The 14,282-nt window shown below is 28.2% G+C and carries 12 protein-coding genes and 1 tRNA gene; 10 read left to right on the forward strand and 3 right to left on the reverse strand.

Annotation, left to right across the window (positions count from 1 at the left end):
* Positions 1-101: 101 nt before the first annotated feature.
* The 7 genes from plsY (at position 102) to ACTQYZ_RS09525 (ending at position 7,061) form a co-directional block, all read left to right on the forward strand.
* Positions 102-719, forward strand: coding sequence for a glycerol-3-phosphate 1-O-acyltransferase PlsY (gene plsY, locus ACTQYZ_RS09495; protein ID WP_441023544.1), 618 nt, complete (start codon positions 102-104; stop codon positions 717-719).
* A 20-nt stretch (positions 720-739) separates the two neighbouring features.
* Positions 740-2,407: a hypothetical protein gene (locus tag ACTQYZ_RS09500; RefSeq protein ID WP_441416495.1), complete on the forward strand. Its 1,668-nt coding sequence runs from the start codon at positions 740-742 to the stop codon at positions 2,405-2,407.
* Between the two features lie 290 nt (positions 2,408-2,697).
* The gene (locus ACTQYZ_RS09505) at positions 2,698-3,822 is read left to right on the forward strand and encodes a VanZ family protein (RefSeq protein ID WP_441416496.1); all 1,125 of its coding nucleotides are present in this window, start codon (positions 2,698-2,700) and stop codon (positions 3,820-3,822) included.
* A 183-nt stretch (positions 3,823-4,005) separates the two neighbouring features.
* Positions 4,006-4,081: transfer RNA gene (locus tag ACTQYZ_RS09510), tRNA-Asn, on the forward strand.
* 561 nt (positions 4,082-4,642) lie between these two features.
* Positions 4,643-5,368 (forward strand): tRNA (adenine(22)-N(1))-methyltransferase, encoded by a 726-nt coding sequence (locus ACTQYZ_RS09515; RefSeq protein WP_441416497.1) that lies wholly within the window; start codon positions 4,643-4,645, stop codon positions 5,366-5,368.
* Positions 5,337-6,158, forward strand: a complete 822-nt coding sequence (locus tag ACTQYZ_RS09520; RefSeq protein ID WP_253229390.1) for a Nif3-like dinuclear metal center hexameric protein — start codon at positions 5,337-5,339, stop codon at positions 6,156-6,158. Before ACTQYZ_RS09515 ends, ACTQYZ_RS09520 begins: the two co-directional genes overlap by 32 nt.
* 3 nt (positions 6,159-6,161) lie before the next feature.
* Positions 6,162-7,061 carry a DMT family transporter gene (locus ACTQYZ_RS09525; RefSeq protein WP_441023534.1) on the forward strand — a complete coding sequence of 300 codons (900 nt, stop codon included), beginning with the start codon at positions 6,162-6,164 and terminating at the stop codon, positions 7,059-7,061.
* Between the two features lie 537 nt (positions 7,062-7,598).
* On the opposite strand, the gene ACTQYZ_RS09530 is transcribed toward ACTQYZ_RS09525, so the two are convergent.
* From ACTQYZ_RS09530 to ACTQYZ_RS09540, 3 genes are all read right to left on the reverse strand, one after another.
* On the reverse strand, positions 7,599-8,456 hold the full coding sequence (locus tag ACTQYZ_RS09530; protein ID WP_441416498.1) for an EamA family transporter: 858 nt from the start codon (positions 8,454-8,456) through the stop codon (positions 7,599-7,601).
* 96 nt (positions 8,457-8,552) lie between these two features.
* Positions 8,553-8,894, reverse strand: a complete 342-nt coding sequence (locus ACTQYZ_RS09535) for a hypothetical protein (RefSeq protein WP_441416499.1) — start codon at positions 8,892-8,894, stop codon at positions 8,553-8,555.
* Between the two features lie 109 nt (positions 8,895-9,003).
* Positions 9,004-9,537 carry a cysteine hydrolase family protein gene (locus ACTQYZ_RS09540; RefSeq protein WP_441416500.1) on the reverse strand — a complete coding sequence of 178 codons (534 nt, stop codon included), beginning with the start codon at positions 9,535-9,537 and terminating at the stop codon, positions 9,004-9,006.
* A 232-nt stretch (positions 9,538-9,769) separates the two neighbouring features.
* Between ACTQYZ_RS09540 and ACTQYZ_RS09545 the strand changes: the two genes are divergently transcribed.
* The 3 genes from ACTQYZ_RS09545 (at position 9,770) to ACTQYZ_RS09555 (ending at position 14,207) form a co-directional block, all read left to right on the forward strand.
* The gene (locus ACTQYZ_RS09545) at positions 9,770-11,092 is read left to right on the forward strand and encodes a replication-associated recombination protein A (RefSeq protein ID WP_441416501.1); all 1,323 of its coding nucleotides are present in this window, start codon (positions 9,770-9,772) and stop codon (positions 11,090-11,092) included.
* A 565-nt stretch (positions 11,093-11,657) separates the two neighbouring features.
* On the forward strand, positions 11,658-12,008 hold the full coding sequence (locus ACTQYZ_RS09550) for a hypothetical protein (protein ID WP_441416502.1): 351 nt from the start codon (positions 11,658-11,660) through the stop codon (positions 12,006-12,008).
* Between the two features lie 141 nt (positions 12,009-12,149).
* Positions 12,150-14,207, forward strand: coding sequence for a DUF3883 domain-containing protein (locus ACTQYZ_RS09555; protein ID WP_441416503.1), 2,058 nt, complete (start codon positions 12,150-12,152; stop codon positions 14,205-14,207).
* Positions 14,208-14,282 lie beyond the last annotated feature (75 nt).

Here is a 14,282-nt window from a genome sequence, read left to right on the forward strand (position 1 = left end):
ATTTTACGTTAAATAATTATTAAAATTTTATTTAACATACTTTTATTTATATATTAATATGCTATAATACTAAAAGTAAAATTTATGTTATGGGAGTTTTCATGGTTATACAATTTACTTTTTTAAGTTTTATTTTAATGATAGTATCTTATTTATTAGGATGTATAAATGGTGCTTACATATTTTCCAAAAGTGTAAAAAAAGAAGATATAAGGACTTATGGCAGCGGTAATGCCGGAGCTACTAACGCACTTAGAACATATGGATTTTTCTCAGGGGCGTTGGTTTTTGTAATTGACTTTTTAAAGGGGCTTGTAACAGTACTTTTATGTTATCTGTTTAATCAAAGCTCTCTTGTAATTCTAATCTGTTCTCTTTTATGTGTTGCCGGTCATAACTGGCCTGTATTTATGGGATTCAGAGGAGGAAAGGGTGTTTCTGCAAGTGCGGGAATTCTTGTTATGGTTGATTATAAACTTGCACTTTTGGCAATACTTATTGGTGTGATACTTGCGCTTTTAACAAGAATGGTTTCGGTAGGTTCTTTAACTGCTTTAACACTTAGTGCGGTATTTTTTATAATATTTAAAGTTGATATTTGTTATATAATTTTAGCTTGTATTTTATGTGTTTTAAGCATATATCAACATAGAAAGAATATAGTAAGAATAATAAACGGTAATGAAAATAAACTTACATTTGGTAAGAAAAATAAATAATTAAATTTGAGGATTGACCTATGAGAGAAAGTTCAAAGAAAAATTTAAAAATAATATGGATAGTTATAGTCGTATTCGGGCTTATAAGCGGAAGTACGTTGGTTTCTTTTGCAATGGGTCACAGCTTATGGCTGCTTCCTTTATGCCCTGTAATAGTCGTTTTAATGTATTATCTTTCATTGTTCTTTAGATATAAATCATACAGTATTTTATATGATAAAAAAGGTTATGACACATCTTTTATTTATATGGATCCTTTCTATATTTTATTTAAAGATCCTGATAAGAAGATTTTTGGAAGAGTGCATAATAAAAATTACTTTTCAATAGGTGAAATTGTTCCTAAATTTAATCTTCCTCAAAACAGGGAAGAGTTTGATAAGCTTAAGGCAGATTTTACTTTCACCGTATGTGAAAGCATAGCGGGTAGTTTTATACTTCTTGTACTTTCTTGTCTTGCAGTATATTTTATCTACGTATATGTTTTCTCAGAAGTACTTTTATTCTTCTTTGATGTTGCACTTATCTTTTTGATTTTGTTTTCATCAACTCAAATTTTATTTACTCTTCTTGAAGGGGAAATTTGCCTTGGTGTTCCAAATGATAAAATAGATACAGGTGAAGTTGACGAAGAAGGAAAACTTATAATAAAACACGTTCTAACAGATGAACAATATGATTATCTTTTAGCTTGTAAACTTTTGATATACGGAAGTTATAATGAAAGAAACAAAGGTGTAAAAAGAACTTATCTTTTAAAAATTATATCAGATTATTTAAATAAAGAATTAACCATTGATGATGTTTCAAAAGATGATATTAAAATCGTTGATTATATATTAAGAGAATATCTTGATATGAAAATTACAAGATTAAATTCGGGTATTGAAAAATATATTAACTACTTATATTCTCATTTTGATACCATTGCAGTAGAAAAAACTTCAAGATTTAAAGATGATACAAAAGCATATTTGGTTATTTGTTCTCATATGGTTATGTATTATATTAAAAAAGGTGATACTTCAAAAGCTAAAGAATTATTTGATAAGTTATCAAATATTAATTTTGATGAAAAGAAAGATAAGGATTTAATTTATCTAAGAAGTAAGAATGCAGCCTTTTTAGGTTTGGATAATTATGATATTGATGAAGTTTTAAAAGAAGATAACATAGTTTATAACGGACTTGATGTATTCTCAAAATTCACTGAAGATTATATTGAGGTTGAAAAAGATTCTAAATTCTTCCTCGAAAGCATAGAAGACAGAGAAGAAAGATTAAAAAGAAGAGAAGAAAGAAAAGCTTTAAGAGAAGAAAAAGAAGATAAGGAAGAAAAAGAAGAAAAGAAAAAACATCTTTTTGGTAAGAAAGATAAAAAGGATAAAAAAGACAAAAAAAACAAAGATGATGAAAGTCTTGTTAATGAAGAAGTTTCTTTAGAAAATGAATTTGAATATGAAGAAGCAGAAGCTGAAACAAGCGAGATTATAGATGATGTAAAAGAAGAAATAAATGAGGATACAAAACTTAGTGAAGATATCTTAGATGAAAAAAATAATGACACAATAGTAAATATTGAAAATGAAGAATCTTATGAAGTCAGGGAAAGAGATACTAAATATGACACAAAAGCTTTCTGGGATGAAGCAGATGATATGTTAAAAAAGAATTTTTTATCTGATTAAAAAAGAGCTTATGCTCTTTTTTTATTGTTTTTATAAGATTAAAATGATAGTTATATATTTTAAATTTATAAATATTATATATTAAATTTTTGTATATGATTTTTATTGTTAATTAGTTCTATTGGTTTTTATATAAACTTTTTTGGTATATTTCTTTAGGATTAATTTATATTTTCAATGTTTTATTGTTGTATTTTTTAGATTTAATTATTCTAATATTCTATAATATTTTGAAAAGTAATTGTTTTATTGTTATAATATGTAATTATCTTATAATAAAAGGAGGAAATATGGGAGGATATTTGGATATAATAAAAGAGTCTATTTTTGCATTTCCTTTGATTGCTCTTTTATTTACTCTTCCTTACATAATATATAATTACAACAAATATGGTTCTCTTTGGTCTGTCAGGATAGTTATAATATATTCTTTTATATTATATTTAATGACGGCTTATTTTCTTGTTATTCTGCCTCTACCGTCATTTTCAGAGGTAGCATCTCTTACAATAAGATCGGCTCAGTTAGTTCCTTTTAATTTTATAAAGGATATTATAAGTCAGTACCATAATATGTCTTTAAGCTATAATAGCCCCATTACCTGTATTGTAAATAATAAAGCATTTTTACAGGTTTTATTTAATCTGCTTATGACAGTGCCTTTTGGAATGTATTTAAGATATTATTTTAAATTCAGCTTAAAAAAGACAATTTTATTTTCATTTTTATTATCATTGTTTTTTGAGCTTACACAGTTAAGCGGGCTTTATTTCTTTTATCCGAGAAGTTACAGGCTTTTTGATATTGATGATTTATTCATAAATACCCTTGGGGGTGTTATCGGTTACTTCGTTATAAAACCATTTTATAAGGTTCTGCCGGATAGGGAAGAGATGGATGATGAAAGTTACAAAAGAGGAATTAAGGTTTCTTTTTTAAGAAAACTTATAGCTTTTATTATTGATATGCCTTTTATATGGGGATTATATTATATTGTAAGGCATATAAACATTGATTATGGCATAGATGATTATTATATATTCTCTCTTTCCGTGTTTATGTATTTCTTTGTTTTATGCGTATTCTTAAAGGGCAGAAGCATTGGGAAAGCCTTAATGAAACTTAGAATTGTGGCAGTAGGGAAAGAGGATATAAGAATTTATCAATATTTTATAAGGTATTTTTCTTTGTTTTTTGTATTGTTACTGCTTCCTTATGAAATAAATGAAATTTTAAATAATTGGTTTATAAATACAGATGCTTTTATATTTTTAAATGCCATTTTAAGCGGAGTATATTTCTTTTATTTCTTCTTTGCCTGCATAATGATAATAATAAGAAGACCTTTGTTTTATGAAAAGCTATCAAAAAGCGAAATAATAAGCACAATAAAAAGAGGAGAACAGGATGAATAAAATAAATAATTTTATTAGTTTAAATTGTTATTTATTTAATGATTTGTAGTTATGAAAATGTTAAAAGTGTATTTATATTTTACTAAATTTGAATAAATACATAGATAACATTTTCATGGAAAAAATGAAAAAAGTAGTTGACATATTAGAAATTAAGTGTATAATAGATAAAGTATCAAGCGTTCCTCAGTAGCTCAATCGGTGGAGCAGTCGGCTGTTAACCGAAAGGTCGTAGGTTCAAGTCCTACCTGGGGAGCCATTTTTTTTTTGCTAAAAATATTATTTTTATAAAGACTCTTTAGGGTCTTTTTTTATTTATAATAGATTTTATTAATATTAAATGTTTTATTATAAAAGTTTATTTATTGATTTTATTTTTCTATGTTTTAAGGAATTGAATTTTTATTTTGAATTTAGTTTATTTTTTAGATATATTTATGTTTCTAAGTTTTTTTAGATAAAAGATAACTTATATTTATTATGATGTTCCACTACAAAAATTAAAGCTAATAAAGGGAAGGGTAGCTTTTCTGACAGTAAAACTCGGGTAGAGTTTTACGTAGGCATCGAAAAGCGTTATAAGCCATCACGGCGTTTGAGTGAAAGAATTCTGTCCAGTATTTTTTTCTTCGGAAAAATACTGGTCGCTCTTTAGAGCGAAACCCTAAAATGCCACGCCCAGTGGCGCCCTTTTATTCGACTTTTTTAGGCGAGTAAAAAAGTCGTGGGGTTTATAAGTGGCAAAGCCCCTTAAATAATATTTTTGTTTAAAAAAAGAAAATTTTATGTTATACTTATTTTGTTATATAAGGTAGAAATTATGGTAAATTTGGATATAAGATTAAAAGCGGTATATGACATGGTTGGGAAAAGCGAATCGGTTCTTGATGTTGGTTCTGATCATGGATATTTACCCATACAATTATTTAAAAATAATATGATAAAAAGAGCCGTTATAAGCGACGTAAACGAAGGACCTCTTTTAAACGCAAAAGAAAACTTCTCTAAGATGTTTAAAGAAGAAAAAGATGTTACTTTTGTTTTAAGCGACGGCATGAAAAATATAGATACAAATAATATTGAAACCCTTTGTATATGCGGAATGGGCGGAGAACTTATTATCGATATACTAAATGATGATTTAGAAAAGACAAAAGGTTTTAAAAATATTATTCTTCAGCCTATGAACAGTGTTGATATGGTAAGGAAATATTTATATGATAATTCTTTTACCATTGTTGATGAAGATTTGATAAGAGACAGACATCATTTTTATAATGTTTTAAAGGTTTTACCTAAAAAAGATGATGAAAAATATGAAGATGTGTTCTTTGATTTAGGTTATAAACTATATGAAAAAGGGAATGAAAATTTTCTTGATTTTCTAAATTATAAAATAAAGGTAAATGAGAAAATCGTTGAAAATTGTAAAAATAAAAATACTGAAAATGCAAAAGAAGCATTGAATAAAGCGAAAGATTATATAACTTTGCTGGAAAGGGTAAGAGAAAATTATGAAAGTAAAAGATATAATAAAGTACATTAACGTATTCGCAAATGAAAGTTTCCAGTACGAATGGGATAATTCCGGATTTCAACTTGGAAACAGACAAGCTCAGGTAAGGAGAATTTTGCTTGCTCTTGATATTACAAACGAAGTAATAGACGAAGCAATAAGAGAGCATTGTGATATGATAATATCTCATCATCCTTTATTCTTTAGTAAAACAATGAACATTGAACAATCAAGCATTAAAGGGGATATGATATTCAAACTTATTAAAAATAACATCAACGTATATTCTGCTCATACTCCTATGGATGTGTCTACAATCGGGCTAAATATGTTTATGGCTAAAAAACTTGGTTTAAGCGATATTAAACCACTTGAAAGAGTTGTAAGCGATAAATGCGAAGATGATACAAACCTATTTGGTCTTGGTGCTGTTGGTCTTCTTGATTCAAGAACACCTATGAACATTGATGGTTTACTTAAAAAAGTAAAGAAAGCTTACAATACAAATGTTTTAAGAGTAACAAACAATTACAACACTCTTGGTATATTAAGTAAAGTTGCTTTATGTACCGGTGGTGGTAATGACTTAATAGATAAAGTTAAAGAAAAAAATGCAAAAGTATTTATTACATCTGATACAAAATATCATGAAATGCAAAATTTTGTTGATAACGGCATTGTATTAATAGGTGTTGGACACTACAATGCAGAAATATGTTTCCTTGACATAATGTACGAACTTTTAAGACTTAAATTCCGTGAAATCGAAGTTATAAAATCAGAAGAAAAGAACGTGGAAAGTTTTGCATATTTCGTATAGAATATGTTAAAAAACAAGAAGATAACGGCATACATAACAGGGGTATTATATTCCTTTGTTTTTGGCACAACATTTGCTTTTACAAGAGAGGCTTTAACCGTTTTAAAGCCTCTTGATTTACCTGGGGTAAGATTTTTGTTTGCAGCCTTATTTATGACTATACTTTATTTTCTAAAAGTATTTAAGCTTGACTATAAGGGAAAGAACATAAAACTTCTTATTCCTCTTTGCATATGTCAGCCTTTAATGTATTTTATATGTGAGACTTACGGTGTAAGCCTTACAAATTCGGCGCTTTCGGGAACGATGATTGCCACTATTCCCGTTGTTATGTGTGTTCTTGCAATATTTATTTTAAAAGAAAAGCCTACTATTAAGCAGTGGGCTTTTGTAGTTCTTTCCGTTCTTGGAGCCATAGCGGTTGTATTTGGCTCTTATGTTTCTGATGTGGGATTTAATTTTGCGGGATTTTTATTTTTGTTTGGAGCAGTTTTTGCTTCCAGTATGTACGGTATTTTAGCAAAGAAATTATCAAAGGAATTTTCCGTTATGGAGATAACCTTTTTCATGATGTGGTTTGCGTGTATATCCTTTGGAATTATATCTTTGATTACAAATCAAGGTTTTAGCGGATATATTCTCGCTTTTTCAAATACTAAAGTTTTACTGTGTATGATGTATCTTGGTTGTATTGCTTCAGTTATAGGATTTTTTGGCAATACTTATACAGTATCTCATCTTGATATAGCTTCAGCTTCTGCTTTTTCAAATTTAACTACCGTTGTTTCGGTTCTTATAGGTATATTTGTTATGGCGGAACCTTTTAGCTTAATGCAGATTATCGGTGCTATTATAATTATAATTGGAGTATTTGGGGTTAATTATTATGGAAATGATTCTTAAGGGGCGTTGCCGCCCCTTGAACCCCATATTTAAGGGTTTTCAACCCTTAACAACCCGACCATATTTTTGTCAAAGCCCAAAAATATGGGAAAAAGGCTTTCACTCATGCGCCGTGAGAGCTTATAACGTGGTCGGATTTTCTAAAAATCTCTACCCGAGATTTTTGAAACGACCACTACCGCTACCCTGACCCGACAGGTTTGTAAGTGTGGTGGGATAAAATAATTATTTTAAATGATTTTTAATATATTTATAAAATTGTATAAACGGCTCTATAATTTGGTAGGGCCGTTATTTTATTTTTAATGATGTATAAAAATTATTAATATTAAAGTTTATATTTACTTGTTTTTAAGAGAATTTATACTTTCCAATAATTTTATAAATGACATAGTCAATAAAGGCTTTGTTAATACTATAAAATAAAAAGAAGAGTCCAGCCAAACATTGTCTCAGAAGGGATCAATGTCCCAAAAGGGATGAATGGCGAACTTTTTATTTAATTATACTATATTTAAAATAAAAAATAAATATGATTTATAAAAGTAAAATAAATGTTCCTATTAATATTTCAATTAGCCCTAAAAAAGATTTTTTATTTAATTTTTCTTTTAGTACAAAATACGAAAATGCGATTGTAAATACTATGCTAAGTTTATCTATTGGAGCTACTATACCAGCCTGACCTTGTTGTAGTGCTTTATAGTATAAAAGCCATGATAAGCCTGTTGTTAATCCTGATAAAAGAATAAATTTCATGTTTTTCTTATTTATACTTTTTATTTCATCTTGTTTTTTTGTAACAAAAACTACTATCCATGCCATTAATAAAACAACAATAGTTCTTATGGCTGTTGCAAGGTTTGAATCTATATTTTCTATCCCTATTTTTGCCAGTATTGAAGTAAGACTTGCGAATAGAGCTGAAAGAAGAGCATATATAAGCCATGTTTTTCTTATGGTTTGTTTGCTTTCCTCCTTTTTTTCTATCATTAAATATGTTCCGCTTCCGATTAATATAATTGATATTATTTTTAAAAGCGTTATTTCTTCACCCAAAAATAAAATAGCAAGTATCATTGTAAGAATGGTGCTGGATTTATCAATTGGAGTTACTTTATTTACATCCGCAAGCTGTAAGGCTTTAAAATAGCATAACCATGACATTCCGGTTGCAAGTCCCGATAAAATTAGGAATAACATCGTCTTTAAATCAATTAAACATAATGTTTTTACTGCTCCTGTCATAAAAACGATGATCCATGAAAAAATTAGAATTAATATGGTTCTTAAAGCTGTTGCAAGATTAGAGTCTACATTTTTTATTCCTATTTTTGCAAGTATTGCCGTTATTCCCGCAAAGAAAGAAGAACCAAAAGCATATATTACCCACATTTTTTATCCTTCTTTATAATATAATAAATATATTATAATACTTTTAATACAAAATAAAAACACGGAAATATTTCCGTGTTTAAAGAAGTTTTTATATTATTTTTTCTTTGCAATAATATTAATTGCTTTTTTACCAATTCCTACAGCAGCTACTATTTGAGGTGCATTCTCTGCTACTTTTTCAACTGCTTTACTTCCCATATCCACTACATTTTGTGCTGTTTCTTTTCTCTTTTCTTTTTGTTCTTCTTTTTTCTTTATACAATCTTCACAAATTCCTGCTAATGGATTTTCAAGTAAATTATAACATTGTTTTTCTGTGCATACATAACTTAGTTTTTGTCCGCACATTGGACAGTACTCATAATCTTCCTTAAATTTATCTTTTCTAAAAAAAGCTTTGCACTCCTTATTAAAGCATCCTTTTAATTTTTTCATTTTATCAAATCCTTCCCCTAAAATTACGATATATAATAAGTTTATCATTATGCGGTATTTTTTACAAGTTTAAAATGAAAAATTAATTAGTATGGAAATTCTACCTTATCTAAACCAATTCCGTCTTATAAATTGTGTTCATTTGGTTTATGAAAGTTTCGCCGTTATCTGTAAATGTGGCACACAAGTTTTTATATACTTTTGTTTTAAAGCCTTCTTTATATGCTCCGTAAACCGTATTAAATACGCAAATGTCGGTACATACACCACATACTAACACTTCGTCTACTCCTCTATTTTTTAGTGTTTCGGCTAAATCTGTTTTATAAAAGGCATCGTACTCGCTTTTATCGATCCATATTATGTTATCCTTATTTTTATTTTCTTTATACCAGTCGTTTAAGCTACCATAAAGCTCTTGTCCCCATGTTCCTTTTACGTTATGTTTTGGCCATAGGTTGAAGTGCTTATCATTTTCTTCATGTGCGTCCATCGCAAAAACGATTATTTTATCTTCTTTATCAAATTCTTTTACTTTATTTAAAGTGTTATCCACTATATCCTGTGCCGGTTTCCCTGCGGTTAGCCCGCCTTTATCGTGAACAAAGTCGTTACTCATATCTACTACAATTAGTGCGTCCATTGTTTTTCTCCTTTTTTTCTTATTATAGCATAAAGTTAAAATTGTTATATTTATATCTTTATATTTAACTTAGATATTTTAAAAGGGGATTTTATGTAATAGGGATAACAAACATTTAGTTTTACATTATATTTTAAATATATTGTTTTATGTTCGATGGTTATTGATGTGGTTTTGTGGTAAAATTGTTTTATTGATTTTATATGATTTTATGTTATACAAAGGAGAAAAAATGCAAGGTAATTTTTTTGATGATATAAGGGAAGAACAGGTGAAAAGCAAGGCTCCTTTAGCGGTTAGAATGAGACCTGAGAGCTTAGAGGAGTTTTACGGTCAGGAGCATATTGTATCAAAGGGTAAGTTATTAAACAGAATGATTGAAGCTGACAGAATAAGTTCCATAATACTATTTGGTCCTGCCGGCTGCGGTAAAACCACCCTTGCGAAGATAATCGCAAATAAGACCAGTTCTTATTTTTATTCTCTTAATGCAGTAACCTGCGGAGTAAAGGATGTAAGGGAGATAATCGAAAAGGCAAAGAATAATCTTGGGCTGGAGAAGAGAAAGAGTATTCTTTTCATAGACGAGATACATCGTTTTAACAAATCACAACAAGATGCACTTCTTCCAAGCGTTGAGGACGGAACGATTATTCTAATTGGTGCTACAACGGAAAATCCTTTCTTTGAAATAAATTCTCCTTTGATTTCACGTTCTACTTTATTTAAGCTTAAGAAGATTGATAAGGATGACGTAAGAAAGATTATAGAAAACGCACTTTCTAATAAAGAAAGAGGACTGGGGAATTATGAAATAAACATAACAAGCGAGGCTATGGACTATTTATGCACTATGTGTAGTGGGGATGCAAGGGTTTCTCTTAATGCTTTGGAGCTTGCTTATCTTACAACTCCAAAGGACGAAAAAGGGGTAATAAACATAGATCTTGACGTAATAATAGAATGTATGCAAAAGAAAAAAGTTACATACGACAAAGGGGATAACGAACACTACGACACAATAAGTGCATTCATCAAGAGTATGAGAGGTTCTGATCCGGACGCAGCGATTTATTACCTAGCTAAGATGATATATGCGGGAGAAGATCCAAAATTTATAGCAAGAAGGATGATTATTTTTGCTTCTGAAGATATAGGAAACGCAAATATAAAAGCTTTGGAACTTGCCGTAAGCACCTTTAAGGCTGTTGAAGTTATTGGAATGCCTGAGGCTAGGATAAACCTTGCTCACTGTGTAACTTATCTTGCCTCTTCACCAAAGAGCAATGCTTCATACCTTGCAATAAACAAGGCTTTAGCTGATATAGAAAACGAGCCTAACTATGAAGTCCCTCTTCATATAAGAAATGCAAATTATAAGGGTGAAAAGGAATTTGGTATTGGTGTTGGATACAAATATCCTCACGATTTCCCAAACGATTATGTAAAGCAAGAGTATCTGCCTGAAGAAATAAGGGGAAGAGTTTACTACGAGCCTAAGGAAAACGGAGCAGAGGGGAATTTGAAGAAATATCTTAAAAATTTAAAGGGGTAGGTTAAGGGACGTTGCCCCTTAAAATCCCCATATTTAAGGGCTGTCTGCCCTTAACAACCCGATATTAAGGAAGAACCTCACGACTTTTTTACTCGCCTAAAAAAGTCGAATAAAAGGGCGCCACTGGGCGTGGAGCCTTTGACGCTTTTCGATGACTGCGTAAAACTCTACCCGAGTTTTACTGTCAGAAAAGCTACCCCGCCCCGACTTGGTTTGTGGTCAGGTTATAAGTTTGATTGGAAATAAAATGGAGTTATTGGGAAAAAGGTTTATAACGTGGTCGTATTTTCTAAAATCTCCACCCGAGATTTTTGAAACGACCACTACCGCCGCCCCGTTTTATTTGAGTTTTATTTTTTTAATGAATAAAAGGTCGCTATTAGGAGAAGTGCCTTAAAACGCTTTTCGATGACTAAAGCTACGATGTTCTTTACTTAGATAATTTAATAAATTTTATGTTATATCAATCATTTTTTTATAAATATTAGATTTTTATAGTAAAATTGTATTAAAAGGTAAAAAGTAATATATAATTAAATAAAATAGATTTTATTGGAGTTACATTATGTATGAAGATTTAGCAAAAGAATTAAAAAAAAATATTGAAATATTACATAATATGTTTGAAGTAAATAATTTGCAAATATTAAACTTATCTGTTAGACCTGCAGGGGAAGATGATGCAGATTGTAATATTTTATTAGAAATAGCTTCCATTGAAGGAAATAGTATTCCTTGTGATTTATTAATAAAAATAAATTTATATGACGAAGATGATGAAATATATATGACAAATTCAGAATTTGTTTTAAAAGATAAATTTTCTGGATATGATACTTTTTCAATTTATTGTTTTGATAATTCAAATACATTACTTAAAGCTGTGAAAGGAAGATTATTTATTACTAAGTTATAATTCAAATTTTAAATTTTTTAAATTAATATTATATATTTAAATGTTTTAGTATGTTATATATATGTTTATTTTGTTAATTTAGCTTAAGAATTGATTATAAAACATTAATGCATATAATTAATAAAAAATAAGGTGGAATTTATGGATAATATAATTCAAAAAATAAGGGAAATGTTTATATCTGAGGCAAAATTTTCTCCGTTATTATTTAACGATTTAGCAAATATGGAAAAATACATTTCTGAAAGTTATTCTGGACGTTCTTTAATAGAATTATTACAAAATGCAGATGATGCTTTATCAAAAAGATTTTTTGTAAAATTATTTGATAAATATACATACATTATTGCAAATGATGGACGACCTTTTAATAATGAAGATATTTTATCTTTGTGTAGAAGTGGTTCATCAACAAAAATTAGAAAAAATAATAATACAATAGGATTTAGAGGAATAGGATTTAAATCAGTTGTAAATTATGCAGAAACAGTTCATTTGATAAGTGGAGATATTAAAGCAACTTTTTCTAAAGTATTAACAAAAGGAATTCTTAATGATGTAAAAGATGTTCCATTAATAAGAATTCCACATGAATTTATAGAGAAAAAATACGACAGTGAAATAAAAAAAATTAAGGAAAATGGTTATACAACAATTTTTATTTTTGAATCAAAAAATAATGTTCTATCTAAAGAAATTGCAGATTTCGATATTAATTGTATGTTATTTTTAAATTCTGTACAAAATGTAAATTTATTTATAAATAATAAAAAAGAATATAAGGTTTTAAGAAATAGAATTTCAAATAAATTTTATAATGTTAGAACATTTGATAACGATAATGAAAATAATTGGTTGGTTACTATACCAACTGAACAAAATAATCATTGTTCGGTTGCTTTTAAGTTTGATGGAATAAAAGCTGTAGAAGCTGAGACAACAGAAAGTGTTGTACATTCTTTTATGCCAACTCATAATAAATTAAGCATGAAAATAAAAGTTAATGGAGATTTTTCAACAGACCCTTCAAGAACAAGAATTGTCATTGATGATGAAACCTATAAATCAGCAGAAATGTGTGCTGATATTTTAGTATCATTGATAATAGATATATTTGAAAAAAATTTTGATAAGTATGGAATAATTAATATTGTTAGAAAAGCAAAAATGGATCCATTAAGCCAGATAAAAGGTGTTGATGTAAATGATATTATTGTAAGAAAATTGAAAGATAAAATAATTGAATATTTATATAATAAACTTGCAAACGGAAAAGAAATTTATTTACAGCCACAAGGAATAACCAATAATGATTTTGAAAGAATAACAAAATATTTAAATATATATGGTATTGGAAATATTATGCAAGAACAAATTCATGGATTACTTTTCTTTTTAAATGTATTTGGAGTAAAAGAAATGCCATTAAATAAGTGTCTATTTGCAATGAAAGATATAGAGTGTTCAGAAAATACAAGAACTTCAGTTTTAATAGATGCAATCAACAAAACTCGATTTGGAATGGATGAAAATTTAAAAGAAAACTTAAAAAAAGCAAAACTAATTACATTTAATTTAGGTGTAAAGCCTATTGTAGAGTTAAAGAATAGTGATATTATTAATCAAAGATTTGAAGAATCTGTTATAAGTTCATTAAATACAATTTCCGATTATAATATTTTTTTAAAAAAAATAGGGCTTAAACAAGAACAATCATCTATTTTCAATGATAAATTAGATTTAAAAAAAGATCATATTATATCAAATACAATATCAGAAACAAAAGTTTCTTTTTTTAGTAAGAAAAAAGTCATTAAAAAGTGGCGAAGTGTAGAAAAAAATGTTGCAGCAGTACTTGAATTAATTGATGATATTGAATATGTATCAGATGTATCTACACAAAATTTAGGATATGATTTAGAAGCTGTTTTAAAGGATGGGAAAAGAAGATTTTATGAAGTAAAAAGTGTAAATAATTTTGGTGATACAATTTCTATTACAAATAATGAATTTTCAACAGCTTCTCAATATAAAAATAATTACTACTTAGCTATAGCATGTCAGAATGATAAATATATAGAAATTTGTTTTGTTAAAGATCCTATAAATTCATTGTCATTAAGTAAAAGAGTTACTAGATGGGAATGGATTTGTAATGAGTATGAAGGTGAAGTTATAAAGACTAAAATGTCAATATAAAAAATTTTATAATAATTTATAATAATAAGAGGTCTTTGCTTATAGGCAAAGACCTCTTATTATTGTATTTAATAA

It is taken from the genome of Anaerofustis sp. LCP19S3_F7 (genome assembly GCF_052119445.1).
In the GTDB taxonomy this organism is placed as follows: Bacteria; Bacillota; Clostridia; order Eubacteriales; family Anaerofustaceae; genus Anaerofustis; species Anaerofustis butyriciformans.

Coding starts and splice junctions, on each gene's coding strand:
- ACTQYZ_RS09555 (WP_441416503.1), top strand. CDS start 12,150: ATGGATAATATAATTCAAAAAATAAGGGAAATGTTTATATCTGAGGCA.
- ACTQYZ_RS09505 (WP_441416496.1), top strand. CDS start 2,698: ATGGGAGGATATTTGGATATAATAAAAGAGTCTATTTTTGCATTTCCT.
- ACTQYZ_RS09500 (WP_441416495.1), top strand. CDS start 740: ATGAGAGAAAGTTCAAAGAAAAATTTAAAAATAATATGGATAGTTATA.
- ACTQYZ_RS09545 (WP_441416501.1), top strand. CDS start 9,770: ATGCAAGGTAATTTTTTTGATGATATAAGGGAAGAACAGGTGAAAAGC.
- ACTQYZ_RS09525 (WP_441023534.1), top strand. CDS start 6,162: ATGTTAAAAAACAAGAAGATAACGGCATACATAACAGGGGTATTATAT.
- ACTQYZ_RS09535 (WP_441416499.1), bottom strand. CDS start 8,894: ATGAAAAAATTAAAAGGATGCTTTAATAAGGAGTGCAAAGCTTTTTTT.
- ACTQYZ_RS09530 (WP_441416498.1), bottom strand. CDS start 8,456: ATGTGGGTAATATATGCTTTTGGTTCTTCTTTCTTTGCGGGAATAACG.
- plsY (WP_441023544.1), top strand. CDS start 102: ATGGTTATACAATTTACTTTTTTAAGTTTTATTTTAATGATAGTATCT.
- ACTQYZ_RS09520 (WP_253229390.1), top strand. CDS start 5,337: ATGAAAGTAAAAGATATAATAAAGTACATTAACGTATTCGCAAATGAA.
- ACTQYZ_RS09515 (WP_441416497.1), top strand. CDS start 4,643: ATGGTAAATTTGGATATAAGATTAAAAGCGGTATATGACATGGTTGGG.
- ACTQYZ_RS09550 (WP_441416502.1), top strand. CDS start 11,658: ATGTATGAAGATTTAGCAAAAGAATTAAAAAAAAATATTGAAATATTA.
- ACTQYZ_RS09540 (WP_441416500.1), bottom strand. CDS start 9,537: ATGGACGCACTAATTGTAGTAGATATGAGTAACGACTTTGTTCACGAT.